At 68.5% G+C, this 22,640-nt stretch carries 18 protein-coding genes; 15 read left to right on the plus strand and 3 right to left on the minus strand.

Annotation, left to right across the window (positions count from 1 at the left end):
* Positions 1–67: 67 nt before the first annotated feature.
* The 10 genes from MKP05_RS01230 to MKP05_RS01275 all read left to right on the plus strand — a co-directional run bounded on the left by MKP05_RS01230 (position 68) and on the right by MKP05_RS01275 (position 10,214).
* Complete coding sequence (locus MKP05_RS01230; protein WP_110281755.1) at positions 68–772, plus strand: sigma-E factor negative regulatory protein; 705 nt, start codon at positions 68–70, stop codon at positions 770–772.
* A 16-nt stretch (positions 773–788) separates the two neighbouring features.
* Entirely contained in the window at positions 789–1,844 is a 1,056-nt protein-coding gene (locus MKP05_RS01235) for a MucB/RseB C-terminal domain-containing protein (RefSeq protein ID WP_240566686.1), read from the plus strand.
* Positions 1,845–2,063: 219 nt separating this feature from the next.
* A complete protein-coding gene (locus MKP05_RS01240; protein ID WP_110281753.1) occupies positions 2,064–3,488 on the plus strand; it encodes a DegQ family serine endoprotease in 1,425 nt (474 codons plus the stop codon).
* A gap of 165 nt (positions 3,489–3,653) precedes the next feature.
* Positions 3,654–5,471 (plus strand): translation elongation factor 4, encoded by a 1,818-nt coding sequence (gene lepA / locus MKP05_RS01245; protein WP_110281752.1) that lies wholly within the window; start codon positions 3,654–3,656, stop codon positions 5,469–5,471.
* Positions 5,472–5,485: 14 nt separating this feature from the next.
* Positions 5,486–6,289 (plus strand): signal peptidase I, encoded by an 804-nt coding sequence (lepB, locus tag MKP05_RS01250; protein WP_110281751.1) that lies wholly within the window; start codon positions 5,486–5,488, stop codon positions 6,287–6,289.
* 87 nt (positions 6,290–6,376) lie between these two features.
* Positions 6,377–7,066, plus strand: coding sequence for a ribonuclease III (gene rnc, locus MKP05_RS01255; RefSeq protein ID WP_110281750.1), 690 nt, complete (start codon positions 6,377–6,379; stop codon positions 7,064–7,066).
* Positions 7,063–7,962, plus strand: coding sequence for a GTPase Era (era, locus tag MKP05_RS01260; RefSeq protein WP_110281749.1), 900 nt, complete (start codon positions 7,063–7,065; stop codon positions 7,960–7,962). Before rnc ends, era begins: the two co-directional genes overlap by 4 nt.
* 250 nt (positions 7,963–8,212) lie before the next feature.
* On the plus strand, positions 8,213–8,929 hold the full coding sequence (recO, locus tag MKP05_RS01265) for a DNA repair protein RecO (RefSeq protein ID WP_110281748.1): 717 nt from the start codon (positions 8,213–8,215) through the stop codon (positions 8,927–8,929).
* Between the two features lie 110 nt (positions 8,930–9,039).
* Positions 9,040–9,840 (plus strand): pyridoxine 5'-phosphate synthase, encoded by an 801-nt coding sequence (gene pdxJ, locus MKP05_RS01270; protein WP_110281747.1) that lies wholly within the window; start codon positions 9,040–9,042, stop codon positions 9,838–9,840.
* Complete coding sequence (locus MKP05_RS01275) at positions 9,837–10,214, plus strand: holo-ACP synthase (RefSeq protein ID WP_110281746.1); 378 nt, start codon at positions 9,837–9,839, stop codon at positions 10,212–10,214. The genes pdxJ and MKP05_RS01275 overlap by 4 nt, the downstream gene beginning before the upstream one ends.
* On the opposite strand, the gene MKP05_RS01280 is transcribed toward MKP05_RS01275, so the two are convergent.
* The gene (locus MKP05_RS01280) at positions 10,154–12,886 is read right to left on the minus strand and encodes an ATP-binding protein (RefSeq protein WP_240566687.1); all 2,733 of its coding nucleotides are present in this window, start codon (positions 12,884–12,886) and stop codon (positions 10,154–10,156) included. The two genes, MKP05_RS01275 and MKP05_RS01280, sit on opposite strands and share 61 nt — an antisense overlap.
* A 116-nt stretch (positions 12,887–13,002) precedes the next feature.
* Between MKP05_RS01280 and cysM the strand changes: the two genes are divergently transcribed.
* From cysM to ppc, 5 genes are read left to right on the plus strand one after another with little or no spacing between them, the layout of a single operon-like run.
* Entirely contained in the window at positions 13,003–13,899 is an 897-nt protein-coding gene (cysM, locus tag MKP05_RS01285) for a cysteine synthase CysM (protein WP_110281744.1), read from the plus strand.
* Position 13,900: 1 nt separating this feature from the next.
* Positions 13,901–15,337 (plus strand): TRAM domain-containing protein, encoded by a 1,437-nt coding sequence (locus MKP05_RS01290; RefSeq protein WP_240566688.1) that lies wholly within the window; start codon positions 13,901–13,903, stop codon positions 15,335–15,337.
* Positions 15,330–17,606 (plus strand): GTP diphosphokinase, encoded by a 2,277-nt coding sequence (gene relA, locus MKP05_RS01295; protein WP_110281742.1) that lies wholly within the window; start codon positions 15,330–15,332, stop codon positions 17,604–17,606. Before MKP05_RS01290 ends, relA begins: the two co-directional genes overlap by 8 nt.
* Positions 17,603–18,517, plus strand: coding sequence for a nucleoside triphosphate pyrophosphohydrolase (gene mazG / locus MKP05_RS01300; RefSeq protein WP_240566689.1), 915 nt, complete (start codon positions 17,603–17,605; stop codon positions 18,515–18,517). The genes relA and mazG overlap by 4 nt, the downstream gene beginning before the upstream one ends.
* Positions 18,514–21,162 (plus strand): phosphoenolpyruvate carboxylase, encoded by a 2,649-nt coding sequence (gene ppc / locus MKP05_RS01305; protein WP_240566690.1) that lies wholly within the window; start codon positions 18,514–18,516, stop codon positions 21,160–21,162. Before mazG ends, ppc begins: the two co-directional genes overlap by 4 nt.
* A 102-nt stretch (positions 21,163–21,264) precedes the next feature.
* Here ppc and MKP05_RS01310 read toward each other — a convergent pair whose 3' ends face one another.
* Both MKP05_RS01310 and MKP05_RS01315 read right to left on the minus strand, forming a co-directional pair.
* A complete protein-coding gene (locus MKP05_RS01310; protein ID WP_110281739.1) occupies positions 21,265–21,924 on the minus strand; it encodes a peroxiredoxin in 660 nt (219 codons plus the stop codon).
* Between the two features lie 132 nt (positions 21,925–22,056).
* Positions 22,057–22,629 carry a hypothetical protein gene (locus MKP05_RS01315; RefSeq protein WP_240566691.1) on the minus strand — a complete coding sequence of 191 codons (573 nt, stop codon included), beginning with the start codon at positions 22,627–22,629 and terminating at the stop codon, positions 22,057–22,059.
* Positions 22,630–22,640: the final 11 nt, after the last annotated feature.

The following is a 22,640-nucleotide window of genomic DNA, read 5'->3' on the forward strand; positions in this document are numbered from 1 at the left end:
AATGCCGACCTTCCAGGCTGTCAATGGATGCGAGGCAGGGTGCCTTGCGAGTGCGAGGGTGTGAAGAATGAGTCAGAACGCACGGGAATCGCTTTCTGCCCTGATGGACAACGAAGGTGATGAGCTCGAGTTGCGCCGGGTGCTGAAGTCGTTGGATGACTCCCCTGATGCCGCCGACGCCTGGCGACGCTACCACCTTATGCGCAGCCTGATGCGACGTGAGCCGGGCGTCGATCTCGCCACCGATCTTTCCGCCGGCGTCATGGCGCGACTCCAGGACGAGCGGGCGCCACACCTCGAGCCCGAGGTGCCGTCGACCCGCCGCTCACTACCGTTTGCTCGCAGTGCCGGCATCGCCGCTGCCGTGTCGCTGATGGTGATCAGCGGCGTGCAGTTCTACCAGGGCGGTGGTGGCGGCAGCGAACCTGGCCTGGCGTCGGGCCCCGACAGTCAGCCGGCACCGGCGTCGCTGGCCACGACCGAAGGCGGCGCCGGCAATTCGGCCCGTCCGTCGCTGGTCGACCTGCCACTGTTCCAGGCGCCCATGGGGGCTTCCGGCGGTGGCCAGGGGCTGATGACCGTCGGGACCGGGGGCCAGTCGCCCATGTTCATGGCGCCCAGTCCCCGCCAGTCGTTGAGGTCCGACGAGGAGCAGGCACGCCTGCTGCAGTCCTATCTCGACCGCCACGCCGAAGGCTCCGCCTATCGCAGCGGTGACGCCTGGATGCCGCTGCTGCGCGCCTCGGGCAGCGAGTCGCTGGGAACGCGCTGATGCCGGGACGGTGCTGATGCGAGCTGGCTCTCTACTCGTTCGCAAGTGGGCGACGCGCCGGTGGCTGGCAGCGGCGCTGCTCGCCGGGGGCGGGTTGGTGATGACCGTCGATGCCCCGGCCCTGGCGGCCGACAGCGAGGCCGGCGAACGCTTCGATTGTCGTGAGCTGGCCGACCGGGCACCTCCCGAATCTGCTCTCGACTGGTTCGAGCGCAGCCTGTGGGCCAGTCACTGCTACGTCTTCCAGGCGCGTGCCGTACGGATCGGTTATGACGGCATCAGGACCCTGGCCCTTTCCCATCACGTCGAGGACGGAGTCGAGCGCGAGGCGGCCAGCTTCCTCGATGGCCCGCCGGTGGTCTTCGAGCGTCGGGGGCGAATCGGCCGCCTGAGCTGGGCCGAAAAGGGCGGGGAGGTGCCGGCCTCGCCGGCCGGGATCGCCGCCCACCTCGACGGTTACTATCGTCTGCAACTGGGCGGCGAGGGGCGCATCGCCAGCCGTCGCACCGTGCGCCTGGATATCGAACCCCTCGACAGCCTGCGCTTCGGTCATCGTCTCTGGCTCGACGCGGCCACGGCCCTGCCGCTCAAGCAGATGCTGCTGGACGAGGCGGGGCGAGTGATCGAGACCTTCCAGTTCACCGAGCTCGACCGGCCACGCCTCCATGAAGGACATGTCGTCCTCGATCGATACCGCGAGGCGCCGGACGACCCCTGGGTCATCGGTTGGCTGCCCGAGGGCTTCGTGCCCCAACCGGTGGATACCCGCAGCTCGCAGCACGGCGACGCGGTCAAGCATCGACTCTACAGTGACGGCCTCTCTACCCTCAGCCTTTTCGTCGAACCCATCGAGGGGGCCGATCTGCTGGCCCCGGGCATGCACCGCCTCGGTGTCTCCCATGCTGCCGTGCGTCATCGCGAGCTGGGTGGGCGCCCGATGCAGGTGGTGGTGATGGGCGAGCTGCCACCTCGCGTGCTGCTACGCGTGGCCGATACCCTGGAGTGGCGTGACGAGGACGCCGCCGTGTCGTCGGTGATCCACGACGGTGACGCCGCGGAGGGCGGGCCATGACCCTGCCCCCCCCCTGGCAGATCCCATCGGTCGCGGCGAGTCGGGGCGACCCGTTGCCCGGCGGGTACCGGGGCTTGGTTTCGCGCCGAGGCGCCGCCATCTTCGACGATACGACGACCCCTGTCGTCCGCGACGGCCGGTCGGGTTCGCAGCGTCGGCCTGAGTCGGCAGTCGCCGAACCCACGAGCATTTCCCCTTGATCGTTCGCAGGAGCACTCCATGAAGCGCATGACTCGACACCTTTCCCTGTGGATGCTGCTGGCCGCGACCCTGCTGGCCTGGCAGTCGGCCATGGCACGCGAACTGCCGGACTTCACCGAGCTGGTGGAGCAGGCGGCCCCGGGGGTGGTCAACATCTCCACCTCCCGGGTAGAGCGGAGCCGTGACGACCCCTTCGGGGGGTTCGGTGGCCAGGAGATACCGGAGATCTTTCGTCACTTCTTCGGTGATCGCTTCCCGATGCCGCCGGGAGGCGGCGGCCAGGGGCGCCCCCAGGAGCGTCAGTCGCTGGGCTCCGGCTTTGTCATCAGCGAGGATGGTTACATCCTGACCAATGCCCATGTGGTCCAGGGGGCCGACGAGATCCTGGTGCGCCTCAACGACCGTCGGGAGCTTGCCGCCGAGCTGATCGGGGCCGATGAGCGCACCGACGTGGCGCTGCTCAAGGTGGATGCCGACGACCTGTCGACCCTGGCCCTGGGCGATTCCGATGGCCTCAGGGTCGGTGAATGGGTGGCCGCGATCGGTTCGCCCTTCGGCTTCGATCACTCGGTCACGGCCGGTATCATCAGCGCCATCAACCGAACCCTCCCGCGGGACGCCTATGTGCCCTTCATCCAGACCGATGTGGCGATCAACCCGGGCAACTCCGGTGGTCCGCTGTTCAACCTCGATGGTGAAGTGGTGGGGATCAACTCCCAGATCTTCACCCGCAGCGGCGGTTTCATGGGGCTCTCCTTCGCCATCCCCATCAACGTGGCCATGGACGTGGCCGACCAGCTGCGCGACGACGGCCGCGTCAGCCGTGGTTGGCTCGGGGTGATGATCCAGCCGGTCTCCCGCGATCTGGCCGAGTCCTTCGGCATGGATGGCCCCAGCGGGGCGCTGATCGCCGACCTGGACCCGGAAGGCCCCGCGGCCCGCGGCGGCCTGCGGGCCGGCGATGTCATCCTCGAGGTGGACGGCGACGAGGTCGACCGCTCCAGCACCCTGCCGCGGCTGATCGGCCGGACGAGCCCCGGCAGCGAGGTGGAGCTGGTGCTGCTGCGTGACGGCGAGCGGCGTCGCGAGACGGTGACCGTGGGCGACTGGCCGGATGCCGAGGGCCGCGAGATGGCCAGGGCCGAGCAGAGCGGCCGTCAGGCCCGGCTGGGCCTGGCCGTCAGCGAACTCGACGCCGACCAGCGTGAGCGGCTCGGTATCGAGGGTGGCGTGCTGGTTCGTGATCTCGACCCGAGAGGCGCCGCCGCCGCCGCCGGCATCCGGCCGGGGGACGTGCTGGTCAGCATCGACCACCAGGCCGTGGAGAGCGCCGACCAGCTGGTCGAGGTGGTGGCCTCGCTGCCCTCCGACCGTGCCGTGCCGGTGCGCCTCTATCGCGACGGGCGTTCGCTGTTCGTCGCCCTGCGCCTCGCCGATGACTGATACCCCCGTCGGCAGGCTCTCCTGAAACGGCAACCCGACGGCACAGACCGTCGGGTTGCTGTTCCTGTCAGTCGCATCCCGCTACAATAGCGCCCACTCTCTTGCCCGCATGCCAGCGTCACGACGCCCGGCCGTGGCCCGAACCAACCAGGCAGAAGCGACTCGATGTCTCACGACACCCCCTCCGATCAGCTCAAGCATATTCGCAACTTCTCGATCATCGCCCATATCGACCACGGCAAGTCGACCCTGGCCGACCGCCTGATCCAGACCTGCGGTGGCCTGAGCGAGCGCGAGCTCAAGGAGCAGGTGCTCGACTCCATGGACCTCGAGCGCGAGCGCGGCATCACCATCAAGGCCCAGTCGGTGACGCTGGACTATCACGCGCAGGACGGCAACACCTACCAGCTCAACTTCATCGACACCCCCGGGCATGTCGACTTCTCCTACGAGGTCTCCCGTTCGCTCTATGCCTGCGAAGGGGCACTGCTGGTGGTGGATGCCGGCCAGGGCGTCGAGGCGCAGTCGGTGGCCAACTGCTACACCGCCATCGAGCAGGGGCTCGAGGTGCTGCCGGTGCTCAACAAGATGGACCTGCCCCAGGCCGACCCGGACAAGGTTGCCCACGAGATCGAGGAGATCATCGGCCTCGATGCCACCGATGCCTGCCGGGTCTCGGCCAAGAGCGGCCTGGGCATCGACGCGCTGCTCGAGCGCCTGGTGCGCGACATCCCGCCGCCCAAGGGCGATCCGGGCGCTCCCTTGCAGGCGTTGATCATCGACTCCTGGTTCGACAACTACCTGGGGGTAGTGTCGCTGGTCCGGCTGTTCGACGGCACCCTGAAGAAGGGCGAGAAGATCCGCCTCAAGTCCACCGGGCGGGATTGGCTGGCCAACGAGGTGGGTATCTTCACCCCGTTGCGCCGCGAGACCGGCATCCTGCGGGCCGGCGAGGTGGGCTTCATCGTCGCCGGCATCAAGGACATCCAGGGCGCCCCGGTGGGCGATACCATCACCCATGCCAAGACGCCGGACGTGGCGCGCCTGCCCGGCTTCCAGAAGGTCAAGCCGCAGGTCTACGCCGGCATGTTCCCGGTCAGTGCCGACGACTACGAGGACTTCCGCGACGCCCTGGAGAAGCTGGCGCTCAACGACGCCTCGCTGGCCTACGAGCCGGAGAACTCCGACGCCCTGGGCTTCGGCTTCCGGGTCGGCTTCCTCGGTACCCTGCACATGGAGATCGTCCAGGAGCGCCTCGAGCGCGAGTACGACCTGGACCTGCTCACCACCGCGCCCACCGTGGTCTACGAACTGGCCATGAAGAACGACGAGGTGAGGTACGTCGCCAACCCCTCCAAGCTGCCGGACATGGCCGACGTCGAGGAGATGCGCGAGCCCATCGTGCGGGCCAGCATCCTGGTGCCCCAGGACTTCGTCGGCAATGTCATCACCGAGTGCGAACAGCGCCGTGGCACCCAGCTCGACATGCAGTTCCTCGGCAGCCAGATCCAGCTCACCTACGAACTGCCGATGAGCGAGGTAGTGATGGACTTCTTCGACCGCCTGAAGTCCATCTCCAAGGGCTACGCCTCCCTGGAGTACAACTTCGAGCGTTTCCAGGCGGCCAAGCTGGTACGCCTGGACGTGCTGATCAACGGCGACAAGGTCGATGCCCTGGCGGTGATCATCCACCGCGATCATGCCCATGGCCGCGGGCGGCTGCTGGTCGAGAAGATGAAGGAGCTGATTCCGCGTCAGATGTTCGATGTGGCCATCCAGGCCGCCATCGGCGGTCAGGTCGTGGCCCGCTCCACCGTCAAGGCGCTGCGCAAGAACGTGACGGCCAAGTGCTATGGCGGCGACGTCACCCGCAAGAAGAAGCTGCTCGAGAAACAGAAGGCGGGCAAGAAACGCATGAAGCAGGTCGGCCGGGTCGAGATTCCCCAGGATGCCTTCCTCGCCGTGCTCAAGGTAAATGACTAGGAACGGATGACCGCATGGACTTCTCTCTACTGCTGGTGGTGGCGGTTGCCGTCACCGGCCTGATCTGGCTGCTGGATCTGGTCTGGTGGCGGCCGGCGCGCCGGCAGCGACTGGTGAACGCCGAGGCGGGTACCACCGAGGGGCTCGGCGAGCGTGCCCGCGAGAAGGCGCTCAAGGAGCCGTGGCCGGTCGACTACTCCCGGTCGTTCTTTCCGGTGCTGCTGGTGGTGCTGCTGCTGCGCAGCTTCGTGGTGGAACCCTTCCAGATCCCCTCGGGCTCCATGCGCCCGACCCTGGAGGTGGGGGATTTCATCCTGGTCAACAAGTTTACCTATGGCTTGCGGCTGCCGGTGACCCATACCCGCATTCTCGAACTCGACGAGCCCGAGCGCGGCGACGTCATGGTGTTCCGCTTCCCCGACGAACCCTCGGTGAACTTCATCAAGCGGGTGGTGGGGCTGCCGGGTGACCGGGTGCGCTACGAAGGCAAGCAGCTCTATGTCAATGGCGAGCCGGTCTCCAAGCGGCTGCTGGCGGAGGCGGGGACCGAGGCGCCCGGCGAGCTGCTGCTCGAGGAGCGGCTGGGCGAGCTGGCCCACCGTATCTACAATAACCCTCGAGATCCGGGCCCGCAGATGCGCGAGCTGGTGGTCCCCGAGGGCCACTACTTCACCATGGGCGACAATCGCGACCACTCCAACGACAGCCGCTACTGGGGCTTCGTGCCGGAGGAGAACATCGTCGGCCGCGCCTTCGCCGTGTGGATGCACTGGGACGGTGGTCTGCCCAGCTTCACCAGCGTTCGCCGCATCCGCTAGACCTGGCCTGAGCACGGTGTTCCTTCGTGCCGGGCCCGGCCCGTTTCCCGAACCTTTCAGCCCCGACATCGATCATTCAGGAGCTTCGTGAGCAACTCCCTCAACGCCTTCAGCCGACGCCTCGGTCACTCCTTCGGCGATGCCGCCCTGCTGGAGCTGGCCATGACGCACCGCAGCTTCGGCGGCCAGAACAACGAACGTCTCGAGTTTCTCGGCGATTCGATCGTCAACTTCGTGATCGCCGAGGCGCTCTTCCAGCGCTTTCCCGAGGCCCGCGAGGGCCAGCTGTCGCGGCTGCGCGCCCGGCTGGTCAAGGGCCAGACCCTGGCCGAGCTGGCCCGGGAGATGGGCTTCGGCGAGCACCTGCGCCTGGGGTCCGGCGAGATGAAGAGCGGCGGCCACCGTCGCGAGTCGATCCTCGCCGACGCGGTCGAGGCGGTGATCGGCGCCATCTACCTGGACGCCGGCATGGACGTCGCTCGAGCCAGGGTGCTCTCCTGGTACGCCGAGCGGCTCGAGGCCATCAGCCTGCAGGACACCCAGAAGGATCCCAAGACCCGGTTGCAGGAGTTTCTCCAGTCGCGACAGTCGCCGCTGCCGCGCTACGAGGTGGTCTCGGTGGAGGGCGAGGCCCATGCCCAGACCTTCACCGTGGAGTGCCATATCGAGGTGCTCGACGAGCACACTACGGGGGTCGGCGCCAGCCGTCGCCATGCCGAACAGCAGGCCGCCGAGAAGGCCCTGGAACGGCTCGAGCCCAGAGGAGTCCGCTCATGACCCAGACCTGCGGCTTCGTGGCCATCGTCGGTCGCCCCAATGTCGGCAAGTCCACGCTGATGAACCGCATCCTCGGCCAGAAGATCTCGATCACCTCGCGGCGTCCCCAGACCACCCGTCATCAGGTGATGGGCATCAAGACCGAGGGCGAGGCCCAGTTCATCTACGTCGACACCCCGGGCATCCACATCATGGCGAAGGATCGCAACAAGGCGATCAATCGCTTCATGAACCAGGCGGCGACCCAGGCCCTGCGCGACGTCGATTGCGTGGTGTTCATCATCGACCGCACCCGCTGGTCCGATGAGGATCAGGTCGTGCTCCAGCGCCTCGAGCACGTCGAGGCTCCGGTGATCCTGGCGGTCAACAAGGTCGACCGGTTGCAGGACAAGACCAGCCTGCTGCCCTGGCTGGAAGAGGTCGGTGCCCGGCGCGAGTTCGCCGCGATCGTGCCGATCTCGGCCAAGCACGGCACCAACGTGCCGGAGCTGGAGCTCGAGGTCGCCGGGCATCTGCCCGAGAGCATCCACTACTTCCCCGAGGACCAGGTCACCGACAGGAGCCAGCGCTTCCTGGTCGCCGAGCTGGTGCGCGAGAAGGTGATGCGCCAGCTCGGCGACGAGCTGCCCTACCAGATGACCGTGGAGATCGAGGAGTTCCGTGACGAGGGCAGGGTGGTGCATATCAGCGCCCTGATTCTGGTCGAGCGGCCCGGGCAGAAGAAGATCCTCATCGGCGAGAACGGCGAGCGTATCAAGAGCATCGGTCGCGAGGCGCGCCTCGACATGGAGCGTGCGCTCGGCGCCAAGGTGATGCTCAATCTCTGGGTCAAGGTCAAGCGCGGCTGGTCCGACGATGAACGGGCGCTGAAGAGCCTGGGCTACAACCTGGACTGACGTTGTCGGTTGGCCCTGAAGAGCGTGCAGCGGTAAAGTCGTCGAGACCGCTCCTTTGGGGTCAGACCCCGGCAAAGTTGCCAGGCCTGTCATAGGGCACTCGACGAGCCGATTCGATACCGCCGGGGTCTGACCCCAAAGGGCCTCCCGGCGTCGGTAACCAACCTGCGGGCTATCCCCGACCGGCTGATTCATCGGCCATGTCCCCGGGACGCATTGAGTCTGACCCCCTGGATGGACCTCTACCGCCATGAATCCCCAGCCGGCCTTCCTTCTGCACAAGCGCCCCTACCGCGAGACCAGTGCCCTGGTCGAGCTGCTGACCCTCGAGCACGGCCGGGTGCGGGCGGTGGCCCAGGGGGTGCAGCGTCCGGGAAGCCGGTCGCGCTCGCGGCTGCAGCCCTTCGCCCCGCTGCACGTCACCTGGGTCGGCGAGGGCGAACTCAAGCGCTTGCGCCTGATGGAGAGCCACGGCGCGGCGGCCCTGCTGGCCGGCGAGGGGCTGCTCTGCGGCCTCTACGCCAACGAGCTGCTGGCCCGGGTGCTGCCGGTGGAGTTTCCGGTAGCCGAGGTGTTCGCCTTCTATACCGCCCTGCTCGAGGCGCTGCCACGCCCGGAAGGACGTGCGGCGGCGCTGCGTCGGCTGGAGCTCTCGCTGCTCGAGGCGCTGGACGCCGCCCCGCGGTTCGCCGAACCCGATGGCCGCGGCCTGGACCCCCAGCGCCGTTACCGCTTCGATATCGCCTCGCGAGCCTTCGTCCCCGGCGAACCGGGCATCGATGGCCGTACCCTGCGCCTGCTGGCCGCCGGCGACTGGGGCGAGCCGGGGCTCGCCGGCCCTGCCAAGGCGGTGACCCGGGCGGCACTAGCGCCACTGCTCGGTGCCCGCCCGCTGCGCTCACGGGAACTGATGCGCCAGCTTGCCGAAAAGCGCCGGGCTCGTCAGGACTCCGTCCGGGAGCTTTAAGCTCGCCCGGCTACGCAGGGAGCTTTAAGCTGTAAGCTATAAGAAAAACCCTTGCTATTAGCGAGCTGGATGGCAGCATCGTGGCTTACGGCTTACCCAAGGAGAGTCTCATGCATCCCCCACGCATTCTGCTCGGCGTCAACATCGACCATATCGCCACCCTGCGCCAGGCGCGGGGCACCCGCTATCCGGACCCGGTCCAGGCCGCGCTGCTCGCCGAGGAGGCGGGCGCCGACGGCATCACCGTCCACCTGCGCGAGGACCGTCGCCATATCCAGGAGCGCGACGTGCGCCTGCTGGCGGAGGTGCTCAATACGCGCATGAACCTGGAGATGGCGGTCACCGACGAGATGCTTCGCCTTGCCGAGGCGGTGCGCCCGGCGCATGTCTGCCTGGTGCCGGAGAAGCGCGAGGAGCTGACCACCGAGGGGGGGCTCGACGTGGTCGGCGGCTTCGACGGTGTTGCCGCCGCCTGCCGGCGCCTCGCCGACGCCGGCTGCGAGGTGTCGCTATTCATCGATCCGGAACCGGAGCAGATCGAGGCCGCCGCCAAGGCCGGTGCGCCGGTGATCGAGCTGCATACCGGGGCCTATGCCGAGGCCTCGGGGGAGCGCGCCCGCGGCGAGCATGCACGGCTCTCGGCGGCCGCGGAAATGGCCGGCGAGCTGGGGCTGGTCGTCAACGCCGGTCATGGCCTGCACTACCACAATGTCGAGGCCATCGCGGCGATCCCCGGCATCCACGAGCTCAATATCGGCCATGCCATCATCGCCCGGGCTCTGTTCGTCGGCCTCAAGGAGGCGGTGGGGGAGATGAAGCGGCTGATGATCGCCGGCCAGGAAGCCGGCCTGCTGGCGGCGCTTGACGAGCATGATCACGGGGATGGCGAGGCGGGTGGCTGCTGCCGATGATCATCGGGATCGGCACCGATATCGCGCGAATCGAGCGCTTCGATCGGGCGATGGTCCGCCTCGGCCCGCGCTTCGCCCAGCGCCTGCTGGGGGAGGAGGAACTGGAGCGTTTCCACGGCCACGGCCTGCCGGCGGCCTTCCTGGCCAAGCGGTTCGCCGCCAAGGAGGCCTTCGTCAAGGCGCTGGGCACCGGGCTGCGGCGTGGCATGCGCTGGACCGAGATCCAGGTGGTCAACGACGCCCTGGGGCGGCCCTCACTGGTCCTGGACGGCAAGGCGCACGAGCTGGCCGGGGTCGCCGGCGTGCGCTCCATTCACCTGTCATTGACCGATGAAGCGGAACTGGCGGTGGCCTTCGTCGTGCTCGAGGGCTGAGCCGTCTGCCAGTCGCGCAGCCCCGCCATGGCGGCGAAGAGGTCATCGAGCAACGGGGTGACGCCCTCGCGCCCGCGTGAGCGAAGGCGTGTCTCCAGGGTCTCGGCGATCAGGGCCAGACGCGGCGCCCCGCAGTAGCGGCAGGCGCCGTTGAGGGCGTGAATGGCGTCGAGCAGGGCTTCGTCGTCCTCCCGTTCGAGCGCCTCGCGAATTGCCGTCTTGCTCTCCGGCAGCGAGTCTGCCAGGCGTGCCAGCAGCTCCCTGGCGAGGGGCTCGCGTCCCCCGGCGAGGCGCGTGCCGAGGGTCAGGTCGACGACCGCCAGCTCCCCGTCTTCTTCCGCCCGCTCGACGGGCGTGTCGCCGGTTTCCAGGGGCGGCAGGGTGGGCAAGTCCAGATGGTGCTGCAGCAGTTCCGTCAGGCCGTGGGTATCCAGCGGCTTGATCAGGACATCATCGAGGCCGCTGGCCAGCAGCCGCTGGCGCTCGTCCTCCAGCACATGGGCGGTGACCGCGATGATGGGCCGATGGCTCCAGGCCCCCTGTAGCCGGCGCAGCGCCCGGGTGGTCTCGATGCCGTCCATGCCCGGCATGCGGATGTCCATCAATACCAGGGCGTAGTGCCGTTCCTGGGCCATGGCCAGGGCCTCTTCGCCACTCGCTGCCAGGTCCACCTCGAGCCCCGGGCGCCGGATCAGTTCCCGCAGCAGCAGCCGGTTGGACTCGGTGTCATCCACGACCAGCAGGCGCAGCGGCCCCGCCTCGCTCTCGTCCTCGGGGGTGGGCAGCGTGGCCGGCTGCTGCCCGCCGAGCTGGCGTTGTACCGCCTCCACCAGGGCGACCCGGGAGAGCGGCTTGCTCAGCACCTCGCCGCCCTGGGGCGGTGCCAGCAGCGGCAGATCCAGAGGGCTGGTGTTGACCAGCAGCAGGGCGGGACAGGTGATGGCGTCGAGCCGGCGCTGCCAGGTCGCGATCCCGGTGGCGTCGAGGGCCTGGTCGGGAATGCCCGCCACCAGCAGCGCGGGCGAGCTCGCCGGGGCCGGCCGCTGCCCGGCATCGACCACCCTGGCTCCCCAGCGGGTGAGCAGGTGATGCAGCGCCCGCCGGGTGGCGGGGTGCGGCTCGTCGAGCAGCACGGTCTCGCCGGCCAGCTGCAGCTCTGGAGGGCGCTCGCGCTCCTCGTCACCTTCCAGCGGCAGAGTGAAGGCGAAGGTCGAGCCCTTGCCGGGGGCACTCTCCACGCCGATCTCGCCACCCATCTGCTCCACCAGCTGCCGACAGATGGTCAACCCCAGGCCGGTGCCGCCGAACTCCCGGGAGTGGCTCGGATCGGCCTGGCGGAAGGCCTGGAAGAGCCGCTGGCAGTTCTCGGGGGAGAGGCCGATACCGGTATCGCTGACGCTGACCCTGAGGGTCACCCGGCCGGTCTCGGCCTGTTCCACCATCACTCGCACGGTGATCTCGCCCCGTTCGGTGAACTTGATGGCGTTGTTGACCAGGTTGGTCAGCACCTGGCGAATGCGTAGCGGGTCGCCGGTCAGGGCGACGGGCACATCGTCGTAGACCAGCCCGAGCAGTTGCAGGTCCTTCAGATGGGCCTGGGGGGCCTGCAGCGCGAGTACCTCGTCCACCAGCGTCACCATGTCCAGCGGGACATGCTCGAGTTCGAGCCGGCCCGCCTCGATCTTGGAGAAGTCGAGCACATCGTTGACCAGCATCAGCAGGTTGTCGCAGGCACGATGGACATGGTCGAGCCACTCGCGCTGGCGCGGCTCGAGCCGCGAGCGCCCGAGCAAGCGGCAGAAGCCGATGATGCCGTTGAGCGGGGTGCGGATCTCGTGGCTCATGTTGGCGAGGAACTCCGACTTGATGCGGTTCGCCTCCAGCGCCCGGCGGTGGGCCATGTCGAGCTCGATGTTCTGGACCTCGATGGTCTCCATCGACTCCTGCAGCTCGGCGGTGGTCTGCTCGATCTGGCGCTGGACCTCATCCCGGGCGTGGTCGAGGTGGGCGGAGAGGGCATTGACGCGCGCTGCCAGTCCGGCCAGCTCCGGGGGGGAGGAGAAGGTGAGGGGCGGCGGGTTGTCGCCGCTGGCCAGGCGTGCCAGGGCCTGGTCCGCGGCCTGCACCGGGGCGATCAGGCGGCGACTGGTGGTATAGGCGATCAGCCACAGCAACAGCCCGGTCACCAGCAGGCCCAGCCCGGCACTGGCCAGGCGCCGGTAATGGTTCAGCACCAGGGGCATGGCATCGATATCGAGCTCCAGCCAGGCCGGGGCGGGGTGATCCGCCGGTCCGGCGGAGAGCGGGGCCTGCAGACGCCACAGGCGGCCGTCGGTATCCAGGCGGACGCCTCCCTCGCCGGTGGGAAGGGAGGCCTCGCGCAGCCGTCCGAGCTCGAGCCGTGGTGTTCCCGTGGCATCCCGGATGCCCACCGCGCGGATCTCCTCCAGATCGAGCAGGCGCCCGGCGAGGGCCTCCAGGGCCGGGCGATCCCCCGTGGACAGGGCGCTGCTCAGCTCCGGAGCGAGCAGGTCGACGGCAGTGGTGATACGCTCGTGCAGGACCTGCCGGTAGTGCTCGGACTCCAGGTGGAGGGCGATGCCGGCGAGGCCGGCGAGGAGCAGCAGCGGCAGGCCCAGCAACAGCACGAACAGTCGGTTCTTGAGCGTCATCGGTGGGCTCTTCGGCATTGATTCCAGAACAGTATGACACAGGGGACGAGGATGCCTGTCCACTCCGGGGCGGCCCGGATATAATGCCGAAAAGACGTTTCCACAAGGAAGGTTGCATGCATTTTCCTACCATCGAGGATGTCGTCGGTGCTACGCCGCTGGTCCGCCTCAAGCGCATCACCGCCGGCCGCAACAATACCCTGCTGGCAAAGCTCGAGGGCAACAATCCGGCCGGCTCGGTGAAGGACCGGCCGGCGCTCTCCATGCTCGAGCAGGCCGAGGCGCGCGGCGAGATCGCCCCCGGTGACACCCTCGTCGAAGCCACGTCCGGCAACACGGGCATCGCCCTGGCCATGGCTGCCGCCATCAAGGGCTACCGGATGGTGCTGATCATGCCCGAGAGTGCCTCCAGCGAGCGCAAGCAGGCCATGGCGGCGTTCGGCGCGACGCTGATCTCCGTCAGCAAGGAGGGGGGCATGGAGGCGGCCCGCGACCTCGCCGAGACCATGATCGCCCGGGGCGATGGCAAGCCGCTGAACCAGTTCGCCAACCCCGACAACCCCCTGGCGCACTATCGCGGCACGGGCCCGGAGCTCTGGGAGCAGACCGGCGGCACCATCAGCCACTTCGTCAGTTCCATGGGCACCACCGGCACCATCATGGGCGTGTCGAAGTATCTCAAGGAGCAGAGCCGAGAGGTGCAGATCGTCGGCCTGCAGCCCGAGGATGGCGCCAGTATCGCCGGCATCCGCCGCTGGCCGGCGGAGTATCTGCCGAGTATCTTCGACGCCAGCCGGGTCGATCGGGTGCTCGACATCGGCCAGTACGAAGCCGAGGAGCACATGCGTCGCCTGGCCCGGGAGGAGGGCATTCTCGCCGGCGTCTCGTCGGGTGGCGCCCTGGCCGGTGCCCTGCGAATCGCCGCGGAGGTCGAGAATGCCGTGATCGTGTTCATCGTCTGCGACCGGGGAGACCGCTACCTCTCCACCGGCCTGTTCGCCCCGGAGCTCTGAGATGGCGAGACTGGGCAAGCGACGCCCGGCGCGGGCGCGCTCCGGCGTTTCCGGCCTGCAGGGACGCCAGGCGCCACCGGCTGCCCCCACCGTGCCGCGTGCGGTCGGTGACGAGGCGGTGATCATCGAGCGGCTGGCTCATGATGGCCGGGGCGTGGCGCATACCGCGGTCGGCAAGACGCTTTTCGTCGACGGGGCGCTGCCCGGCGAGCGGCTCGAGGTGGCCGTGCATCGCGCCCGCAAGCGGTTCGACGAGGGGCACGTGCGATCCCTGATCGAGGCCTCGCCCGAACGGGTGACGCCGCCCTGTGCCCATTTCGCCCGCTGCGGCGGTTGCGACCTCCAGCACCTGGCCCTCGACGCCCAGCGTCGCCACAAGGTGGCGGTGCTGCTGGAGCTGCTCGCTCGCCAGGGCATCGAGCCGTCACCGGCACCGCAGCTGCTCGCCGGGGCCGGCGAGGGGTACCGCCGGCGCGCGCGACTGGGGGTCAAGGTCGATGCCGAAGGGGGCGTGCACCTCGGCTTCCGTGCCCGCCACAGCCACCGCCTGGTGGACATCGGTGACTGCACCGTCCTGGTGCCGTCGCTCAGCGCCCTGCTGCCCCCGCTGCACGCTCTGGTGGCAAGCCTCGAGGCGCCGCGACAGGTGGGGCACCTGGAGTTGCTCGAGAGCGACCAGGGGGTGACCCTGGTGGTACGGCAGTTGCGCGACCACGCTGGGGACAGGCAGCGTTGGCTGACCTTCGCCGGGCAGCACGGGCTGCATCTGGCGCGCCGCCTGGGCCGGGAGTCGCCGGCCCTCGACTGGCTCACCCCGGCGCCGACGCTGACCTGCCGGGTACCGGGGGCCGAGGGCGAGCTCGTCCTGGGCTTCGCCCCCGGGGATTTCCTCCAGGCCAATGCCAGGGTCAACCGGCAGATGATCGAGACCGCCCTGGCCTGGCTCGGCGATGTCGAGGGCCTGGCACTGTTGGATCTCTTCGCCGGGGTCGGCAACTTCAGCCTGCCGCTGGCGGCCGCCGGGGCCCGGGTCACCGCGGTGGAGGGCAATCCGGCAATGGTCGAGCGGCTGGCCGGGAACGCCCGGCACAACGCCCTCGAGGTGGAGGTCCGCCAGGCCGACCTGAGCCGGGTGGGGGCCGTCGCCGACCTGCTGGCCCGGGGCCTGCCCAAGGTGGCGGTGCTGGACCCGCCCCGGGACGGGGCCGAGGTCGCCTGCCGCGCGCTCGTCGAACAGCCGGTACCGCGCCTTCTGTATGTCTCCTGCGATCCGGCGACGCTGGCGCGGGATGCGGCACGCCTCGTGCATGGAGGTTTCCGGCTCACCCGCCTTGCGGTGGCCGACATGTTTGCCCATACCTCACACCTGGAATCCATGCTGCTGTTCGAGCACCCGCGGACAGGACGGCAGCCGCTAGGAGCCACACCCGATGGTTAAAGTCCGTGAAGACCAGCCCCTGAGCGCCACCGGACGGGTCGACGTCGACCAGTGGGTCGAGCGCCTGCAGGAGGACGTCAAGCTGCGTGACGCGGCGGAGATGCGCGAGGCCTGCCTGCTCGCCCAGCAACTGGAGGCGGAGTCCGACCGGCCCCACCGCACCTGGCTGGCCAACGGCTCGAGCTTTCGCATGGGCCTGGAGATGGCCGATATCCTCGGCGAGCTCCGGCTCGACCAGGCCGCCCTGGAGGCGGCGGTGCTCTACCGCGCCGTGCGCGAGGGGCTGATCGACCTCGAGGCGATCGGCAAGCGCTTCGGCGAGGAGGTCGCCGCACTGATCGATGGCGTGCTGCAGATGGCGGCCATCAGCACTTCCCAGCTGCCCAGTCACGGCATGAGCCAGCACGATCAGCAGGACAACCTGCGCAAGATGCTGGTCACCATGATCGACGACGTGCGCGTGGCCCTGATCAAGATCGCCGAGCGCACCTGCGCGCTGCGCCAGGTCAAGGATGCCCCCCGGGAGAAGTGCCAGCAGGTCGCCCGGGAGGTGTTCGACATCTATGCTCCCCTGGCCCATCGCCTCGGCATCGGCCAGCTCAAGTGGGAACTGGAGGATCTCTCCTTCCGCTACCTGCACGAGGACGACTACAAGGCCATCGCCCGGCAGTTGGCCGAGAAGCGCCTCGACCGCGACCGCTACATCCATGACGTGGTGGAAACCCTCAAGGGCATGCTCGACGCCCAGGGCATCGCGCGCTACGACGTCGATGGCCGGGCCAAGCACATCTATTCGATCTGGCGCAAGATGAAGCGCAAGCGCATCGACTTCTCCCAGGTCAACGACATCCGCGCGGTGCGCATCCTGGTGCCCGAGGTGGCCGACTGCTACACCGTGCTCGGGTTGGTGCATTCGCGCTGGCACCACGTGCCCAACGAGTTCGACGACTACATCGCCAACCCCAAGAAGAACGGCTACCAGTCGCTGCACACCGCGGTGATGGGCCCCGAGAACAAGGTCCTGGAGATCCAGATCCGCACCTTCGCCATGCACGACGAGGCCGAGCTCGGCGTCTGTGCCCACTGGCGCTACAAGGGCCACGATACCGGGGGCAAGAGCTCGAGCTACGAGGAGAAGATCGCCTGGCTGCGCCAGGTACTCGAGTGGCAGGAGGAGGTCGGCGACTTCGGCAACATCCGCGAGGGGCTCTCCAGCGACGTGGCCCCGGACCGCATCTACGTCTTCACGCCGGATGGCCATGTCATCGACCTGCCACGCATCGCCACGCCCATCGACTTCGCCTACCGGGTGCATACCGAGGTGGGCCATCGCTGCCGCGGGGCCAAGGTCAACGGCCGCATCGTGCCGCTCACCTACAAGCTCAAGACCGGCCAGCAGGTGGAGATCCTCACCGCCAGCAAGGGCGGGCCGAGCCGCGACTGGCTCAACCCCAGCCTCGGCTATGTGCGCACTTCCCGGGCGCGGGCCAAGATCCAGGCCTGGTTCAAGCATCAGGCCCGCGACCAGAACCTCGAGGAGGGCCGGGCGCTCTTCGAGCGTGAGATGAAGCGGCTCGACGTCGAGGGCATGGACCTCGAGACCCTGGCGCGCAAGGTCAACTACACCACGCCGGACGACATGTACGCGGCGCTCGGGGCCGGTGACCTGCGTATCGGCCAGGTGCTGCACCAGGCCCAGCAGCTGTTCGGCGAGAGCGATGACCAGGAGCAACTCGACCGGCTGCTGGCCAAGCCGCGCAAGGCCGCCGGCAAGGGGGCTGGCTCCGATATCACCGTGCTCGGCGTGGGGAACCTCAAGACCAGCATGGCCAACTGCTGCCATCCGGTGCCGGGCGAGGCCATCGTCGGCTTCATCACCCAGGGACGCGGCGTCACCGTGCACCGCCAGGATTGCCCCAACATCCTGCAGCTGCGCATGGACGAGCCCCAGCGCATCATCGAGGTGGAGTGGGGCGAGCGGGCCCGGACCCAGTATCCGGTGGAGATCGAGATTCAGGCCTGGGACCGCTCGGGCCTGCTGCGTGACGTGACCGGCGTGCTCAGTCATGACAAGGTCAATGTGCTCTCGGTCAACACCCGGACCGACACCGACGACGGCATCGCCCGCATGACGATCACCGTCGAGGTCGACGGCCTCGAGACCCTGGGGCGGCTCTTCTCGCGCATCCAGCAACTGCCCAACGTCATCGAGGTGCGGCGGCTGCGCAGCGGTGGCACGCCGGGCAGGCGCAAGGGGAAATCGGCATGAGCGGGACCCGTTTCGACCTCGATGACCTGCTGACGCTGATGGCGGTGCTGCGCGACCCCGGCGACGGTTGCCCCTGGGACCTCAAGCAGGACTGGGACTCCATCGTGCCCCATACCCTGGAGGAGGCCTACGAGGTGGCCGACGCCATCGAGCGACGCGCCTACGGCGAGTTGCCCGCTGAACTCGGCGACCTGCTGTTCCAGGTGGTCTACTACGCCCAGTTCGGCGCCGAGGAGGGGCGCTTCGACTTCCACGACGTGGTGCATGCCCTGACCGCCAAGATGCTGCGTCGCCACCCCCATGTCTTTCCCGACGGCACCCTGGCCTCGCGACGCGAGGGTGTGAGTGCCGCCGAGGTAGAGACGCAGCAGGTGCACTCCCGCTGGGAGTCGCTCAAGGCCGAGGAGCGTGCCGAGCGCGCACGCTCGACGGATGGGCGTCATTCGGTGCGAGACAGCACCGCGGCTTCGGTATTGGATGATGTCCCGCGTACCCTCCCGGCGCTGTCCCGGGCCGCCAAGCTCTCCCGGCGCGCCGCGCGGGTCGGCTTCGACTGGCCGGATGCCCGCGGCGTGCTGGCCAAGATCCGCGAGGAGCTCGACGAGGTCGAGCAGGCGCTGGCCGAGGGCGACCGCGACCACGCCGTCGAGGAAGTCGGCGACCTGCTGTTTGCCGTGACCAACCTGGCCCGCAGCCTCAAGGCCGATCCCGAGCAGTGCCTGCGAGCCACCAATGCCAAGTTCGAGCGGCGCTTCCGCCAGGTGGAAACCGCCCTGGCCGCCGAGGGAGTGGCGCTGCCGGACGCCGGCCTCGAGGCCATGGAGTACCACTGGCAGGCCGCCAAGAGAGGCGAGGCCCCCCGCACCGCTCGAGCACAACGCAACGACAACCCCGGAGACCGCCGGTCATGAGCCACGACCTGCACGAATCACTGCGTGACAACGTTCGTATCCTGGGCGACAGCCTGGGCCGTACCATCGCCGACGACCTCGGCACGGGGTTCGTCGACAAGATCGAGACCATCCGAGGCTTCGCCAAGCATGGCCGCCAGGGGGACCAGCAGAGCCGTCGCGAACTGATCGAGTACCTGCGCCGCCTGCCCGACCGCGACCTGCTGCCGGTGACCCGGGCCTTCAACCAGTTCCTCAACCTGGCCAATATCGCCGAGCAGCACTACCGGGCGCGCTTCCGCCGGGTCGAGGACTACAAGCCCGGCTCCCAGCCGGTGCTCTCCGAGCTGCTCGAGCGCGCCCGCCAGTCCGGCCACTCGCCGCGCAAGCTGGTCGAGAGCCTCGCCGGCATGCGCGTCGAGCTGGTGCTCACTGCCCACCCCACCGAGGTCATCCGGCGCACCCTGATCCAGAAGTACGACGCCATCGACGACTGCCTCACCGCCATCGAGTCCTCCACCGACTATCCGGAGCGCGGCGTGCGCGCCCAGGGGCGGCTCGAGGAGCTGATCAGCCAGGCCTGGCACACCGACGAGATTCGCCACGAACGGCCGACCCCGGTGGACGAGGCCAAATGGGGCTTCGCAGTGATCGAGAACTCCCTGTGGCAGGCGGTGCCGGATTTCCACCGCGACCTCGACAACCTGCTGCTCGAGGCCGCCGGCGAGCGGCTGCCGCTGGATGCGGCGCCGATCCGTTTCGCCTCCTGGATGGGCGGCGATCGTGACGGCAACCCCAATGTCACCGCCCGGGTCACCCGGGAGGTGCTGCTGCTGGGCCGCTGGATGGCCGCCGACCTCTTCCTGCGCGACCTCGAGCAGCTCAAGGCCGAACTCTCCATGTGGAAGGCCAACAGTGCGCTCAAGGCCGAGGTGGGCGAGGTGACGGAGCCCTACCGCGAGCTGCTCCGGCGCCTGGTGAGCCGCGTCGAGGCGACCCGCGACTGGGCCAAGGCCGAGCTCGACGGGCGCAGTTTCGAGGGCGGCCCGATCATCGAGAACCGCGACCAGCTCTATGCGCCACTGCTGACCTGCTACCGTTCGCTGTGCGACGTGGGACTCGACACCATCGCCAACGGGGCGTTGCTCGACACCCTGCGCCGGGTCGCCGTGTTCGGCGTGACCCTGACCAAGCTCGACCTGCGTCAGGAGGCGAGCCGCCATGCCCAGGTGATGGAGGAGCTCACCGACTGCCTGGGCCTCGGCCACTACCGGGAGTGGAGCGAGCAGCAGCGCCAGGACTTCCTGCTCGAGGAACTCGCCTCCCGTCGGCCGCTGATCCCCCGTCGCTGGGACTGCTCCACCGAATCCCGGGAGGTGATCGACACCTTCCGGGTCGTGGCCACCGAGCAGCCCGAGGCGCTGGGCACCTACATTATCTCCATGGCGGCCCAGCCGTCGGACGTCCTCACCGTGGCGCTGCTGATGAAGGAGGTGGGCGGCGACGTGCGCCTGCCCATCGCGCCGCTGTTCGAGACCCTCGACGACCTCAACCATGCCGGCGAAGTGATCGACCGGCTGCTGGCACTGCCCGGTTATCGCGCGCTGGTCGGCGACGGCCAGGAGGTGATGATCGGCTACTCCGACTCCGCCAAGGATGCCGGCCAGCTCGCGGCGGCCTGGGCTCAGTACCGTGCCCAGGAGACCCTGGTGGAGGTGTGTCGCCGCCACGGCGTCGACCTGACGCTGTTCCATGGCCGGGGCGGTACCGTGGGACGCGGCGGCGGTCCCGCCCATGCGGCCATCCTCTCCCAGCCGCCCGGTTCGGTGAACGGCAGCCTGAGGGTGACCGAGCAGGGCGAGATGATCCGCTTCAAGTTCGGCCAGCCGGACATCGCCCTGCGCTCCATGGAAATCTATGCCTGTGCGGTGCTCGAGGCGACCCTGCTACCGCCGCCGGCGCCGCGTACCGAGTGGCGCGAGGAGATGGATCGCCTGGCCGCGGTCGCCCATGGCGCCTATGTGGGGGTGGTGCGCGAGGATCCCGACTTCGTGCCCTATTTCCGTGCGGTGACCCCGGAAGGGGCGCTCGGGCGTCTGCCGCTCGGATCACGGCCCACCAAGCGGCGCCAGGATGGCGGCGTGGAGACCCTGCGGGCGATCCCCTGGATCTTCGCCTGGACCCAGACTCGCCTGATGCTGCCGGCCTGGCTCGGCAGTGGCGAGGCATTCGCCCGTCGCCTGGAGGACGAGGGAGGGCTGGAAGTGCTCCAGGAGATGCGCGACCAGTGGCCCTTCTTCGGCACCTACCTGGACATGCTCGAGATGCTGCTGGCCAAGGCCGACGTGGGGATCGCCGCCTACTACGAGAATCGCCTGGTCGACGAACCCGCCCTCAAGGCGCTGGGCGAGAAGCTGCGCAGCCGTTTCACCCGGCTGTACGAGGTGCTGCTCCGGGTCCTCGACCAGCAGGAGCTGCTCGAGAAGACCCCGCTGATTCGCCAGGCCATCGAGGTACGCAACCCCTACATCGACCCCCTCCACGGGCTGCAGGCCGAGTTGCTGCAGCGCAACCGGGATGCCGACGGGGCGATCAGCGCGGATCTCTCCCGGGCGCTGATGGTGACCATGGCCGGGATCGCCGCCGGGCTGCGAAATACCGGCTGAGGCCCGGCGCTTTCCCGGTGGCCGAAGCGGCGCGCCCCGGCCGGTAGCCGGGGCGCGCCGCTCGCTCACGAGAGGAGGAGCCGCCGGTCGAGCGGATGGCCGTCAGGAGGGCTGCTTGACCGTGCGCAGGTAGGGTTTCAGCGTGGTGAAACCCTCGGGGTACTTCTTGCGGGCCTCCTCGTCGCTGACCGACGGCGGGATGATGAGGTCCTCACCCGGCCGCCAGTTCACCGGAGTGGCCAGGGTGTGCTTGGCCGTCAGCTGCACGGAATCCAGCAGGCGCAACACCTCGTTGAAGTCCCGCCCGGTGGTCATCGGGTAGACGAGCATCGCCTTGACCTTCTTGTCGGGCCCGATGATGAACACCGAACGCACGGTGGCGTTGTCGGCGGGCGTGCGTCCCTCGGCCGTGCCCTCGAGCTCGGCCGGCAGCATGTCGTAGAGCTTGGCGACCTCCAGCTTTTCGTCGCCGATCATGGGGTAGTTGGGTGCCGCCCCCTGGGTTTCCTCGATATCCTTCGACCAGGCGGTGTGGTTGTCGACCGGATCCACCGACAGCCCGACGATCTTGGTATTGCGCTTGTCGAACTCGGGCTTCAGCTTCGCCATGTAGCCCAGTTCGGTGGTGCAGACCGGGGTGAAGTCCTTGGGGTGGGAGAAGAGGATGCACCAGCTGTCACCGATCCATTCATGAAAGTTCAGGGTGCCTTGAGTGGTTTGTGCCGTGAAGTCCGGAGCGGTATCACCGATTCTGAGGCTCATCGTAGTGACTCCTGTCAAGTGGTGGATGCAGGCATGAGACAAGGCCTTGGCGCGGAAAGCTCGCCAGGCCGGCTGACTATATAGCATGGACCCGCCAGCCGCCTACCGGTCAAGAGGAGGAACGCCAGGGGGCTAGAAGGGATAGTGGAACGAGGCGGTGATCAGGTTGAGGTGCGCCATGCTCGGCGCGTCGATCTCCTCGACCTCCAGCCGGCTGACCAGGCGATCGAACTGCAGGCGGGCACCGAAGCCCTGCACGCGGGTGGTGCCGGCGGTGGCGTAGGCGTCGGGGCGACCACCCACCGGGTCGCCCTCCCATCCGGCGAAGCCGGACTTGGCATAGAGTCCCACCTGGCCGAGGCGCACGCCGGCGACCAGGCTGCCGCCCAGGCTGGTGGTGTTGAGGATCAGCGGCTGGTTGTCGAGCCGGGTCGGCACCTCGTCGCTCTCGCGATAGGTGAATTCGGCGCCGAGGTCGAGGCGCGGCAGGGCGAGCGGCGAGAAACCGGCCGTGAGGCGAAATCCCGAGGTGTAGCCGTCCGGCGTCTCGAGGTCGCGCCCCTCGAGGATCACGCCGTTGTCGAGGTGCATCAGGCCGGTGGCCTTGTCGGCGTAGGCGGGCGTCTCGTCATCCGCCAGCAGCGACGACGAGTACAATGCCAGACTGGTTGCCAGGGCGATGGCAAGTGGGAAGCCCGGTTTCATGATCCCTGACC

Origin of the sequence: Halomonas flagellata (genome assembly GCF_022487945.1) — a bacterium.
In the GTDB taxonomy this organism is placed as follows: Bacteria; Pseudomonadota; Gammaproteobacteria; order Pseudomonadales; family Halomonadaceae; genus Halomonas; species Halomonas flagellata.

What these genes read in the sequence shown, in the direction of transcription:
- MKP05_RS01235 (WP_240566686.1), top strand. Translation starts at nt 789, where the DNA reads ATGCGAGCTGGCTCTCTACTCGTTCGCAAGTGGGCGACGCGCCGGTGG.
- recO (WP_110281748.1), top strand. Translation starts at nt 8,213, where the DNA reads ATGAATCCCCAGCCGGCCTTCCTTCTGCACAAGCGCCCCTACCGCGAG.
- MKP05_RS01290 (WP_240566688.1), top strand. Translation starts at nt 13,901, where the DNA reads ATGGCGAGACTGGGCAAGCGACGCCCGGCGCGGGCGCGCTCCGGCGTT.
- cysM (WP_110281744.1), top strand. Translation starts at nt 13,003, where the DNA reads ATGCATTTTCCTACCATCGAGGATGTCGTCGGTGCTACGCCGCTGGTC.
- relA (WP_110281742.1), top strand. Translation starts at nt 15,330, where the DNA reads ATGGTTAAAGTCCGTGAAGACCAGCCCCTGAGCGCCACCGGACGGGTC.
- MKP05_RS01280 (WP_240566687.1), bottom strand. Translation starts at nt 12,886, where the DNA reads ATGACGCTCAAGAACCGACTGTTCGTGCTGTTGCTGGGCCTGCCGCTG.
- mazG (WP_240566689.1), top strand. Translation starts at nt 17,603, where the DNA reads ATGAGCGGGACCCGTTTCGACCTCGATGACCTGCTGACGCTGATGGCG.
- ppc (WP_240566690.1), top strand. Translation starts at nt 18,514, where the DNA reads ATGAGCCACGACCTGCACGAATCACTGCGTGACAACGTTCGTATCCTG.
- MKP05_RS01240 (WP_110281753.1), top strand. Translation starts at nt 2,064, where the DNA reads ATGAAGCGCATGACTCGACACCTTTCCCTGTGGATGCTGCTGGCCGCG.
- MKP05_RS01230 (WP_110281755.1), top strand. Translation starts at nt 68, where the DNA reads ATGAGTCAGAACGCACGGGAATCGCTTTCTGCCCTGATGGACAACGAA.
- pdxJ (WP_110281747.1), top strand. Translation starts at nt 9,040, where the DNA reads ATGCATCCCCCACGCATTCTGCTCGGCGTCAACATCGACCATATCGCC.
- MKP05_RS01275 (WP_110281746.1), top strand. Translation starts at nt 9,837, where the DNA reads ATGATCATCGGGATCGGCACCGATATCGCGCGAATCGAGCGCTTCGAT.
- lepB (WP_110281751.1), top strand. Translation starts at nt 5,486, where the DNA reads ATGGACTTCTCTCTACTGCTGGTGGTGGCGGTTGCCGTCACCGGCCTG.
- lepA (WP_110281752.1), top strand. Translation starts at nt 3,654, where the DNA reads ATGTCTCACGACACCCCCTCCGATCAGCTCAAGCATATTCGCAACTTC.
- MKP05_RS01310 (WP_110281739.1), bottom strand. Translation starts at nt 21,924, where the DNA reads ATGAGCCTCAGAATCGGTGATACCGCTCCGGACTTCACGGCACAAACC.
- MKP05_RS01315 (WP_240566691.1), bottom strand. Translation starts at nt 22,629, where the DNA reads ATGAAACCGGGCTTCCCACTTGCCATCGCCCTGGCAACCAGTCTGGCA.
- era (WP_110281749.1), top strand. Translation starts at nt 7,063, where the DNA reads ATGACCCAGACCTGCGGCTTCGTGGCCATCGTCGGTCGCCCCAATGTC.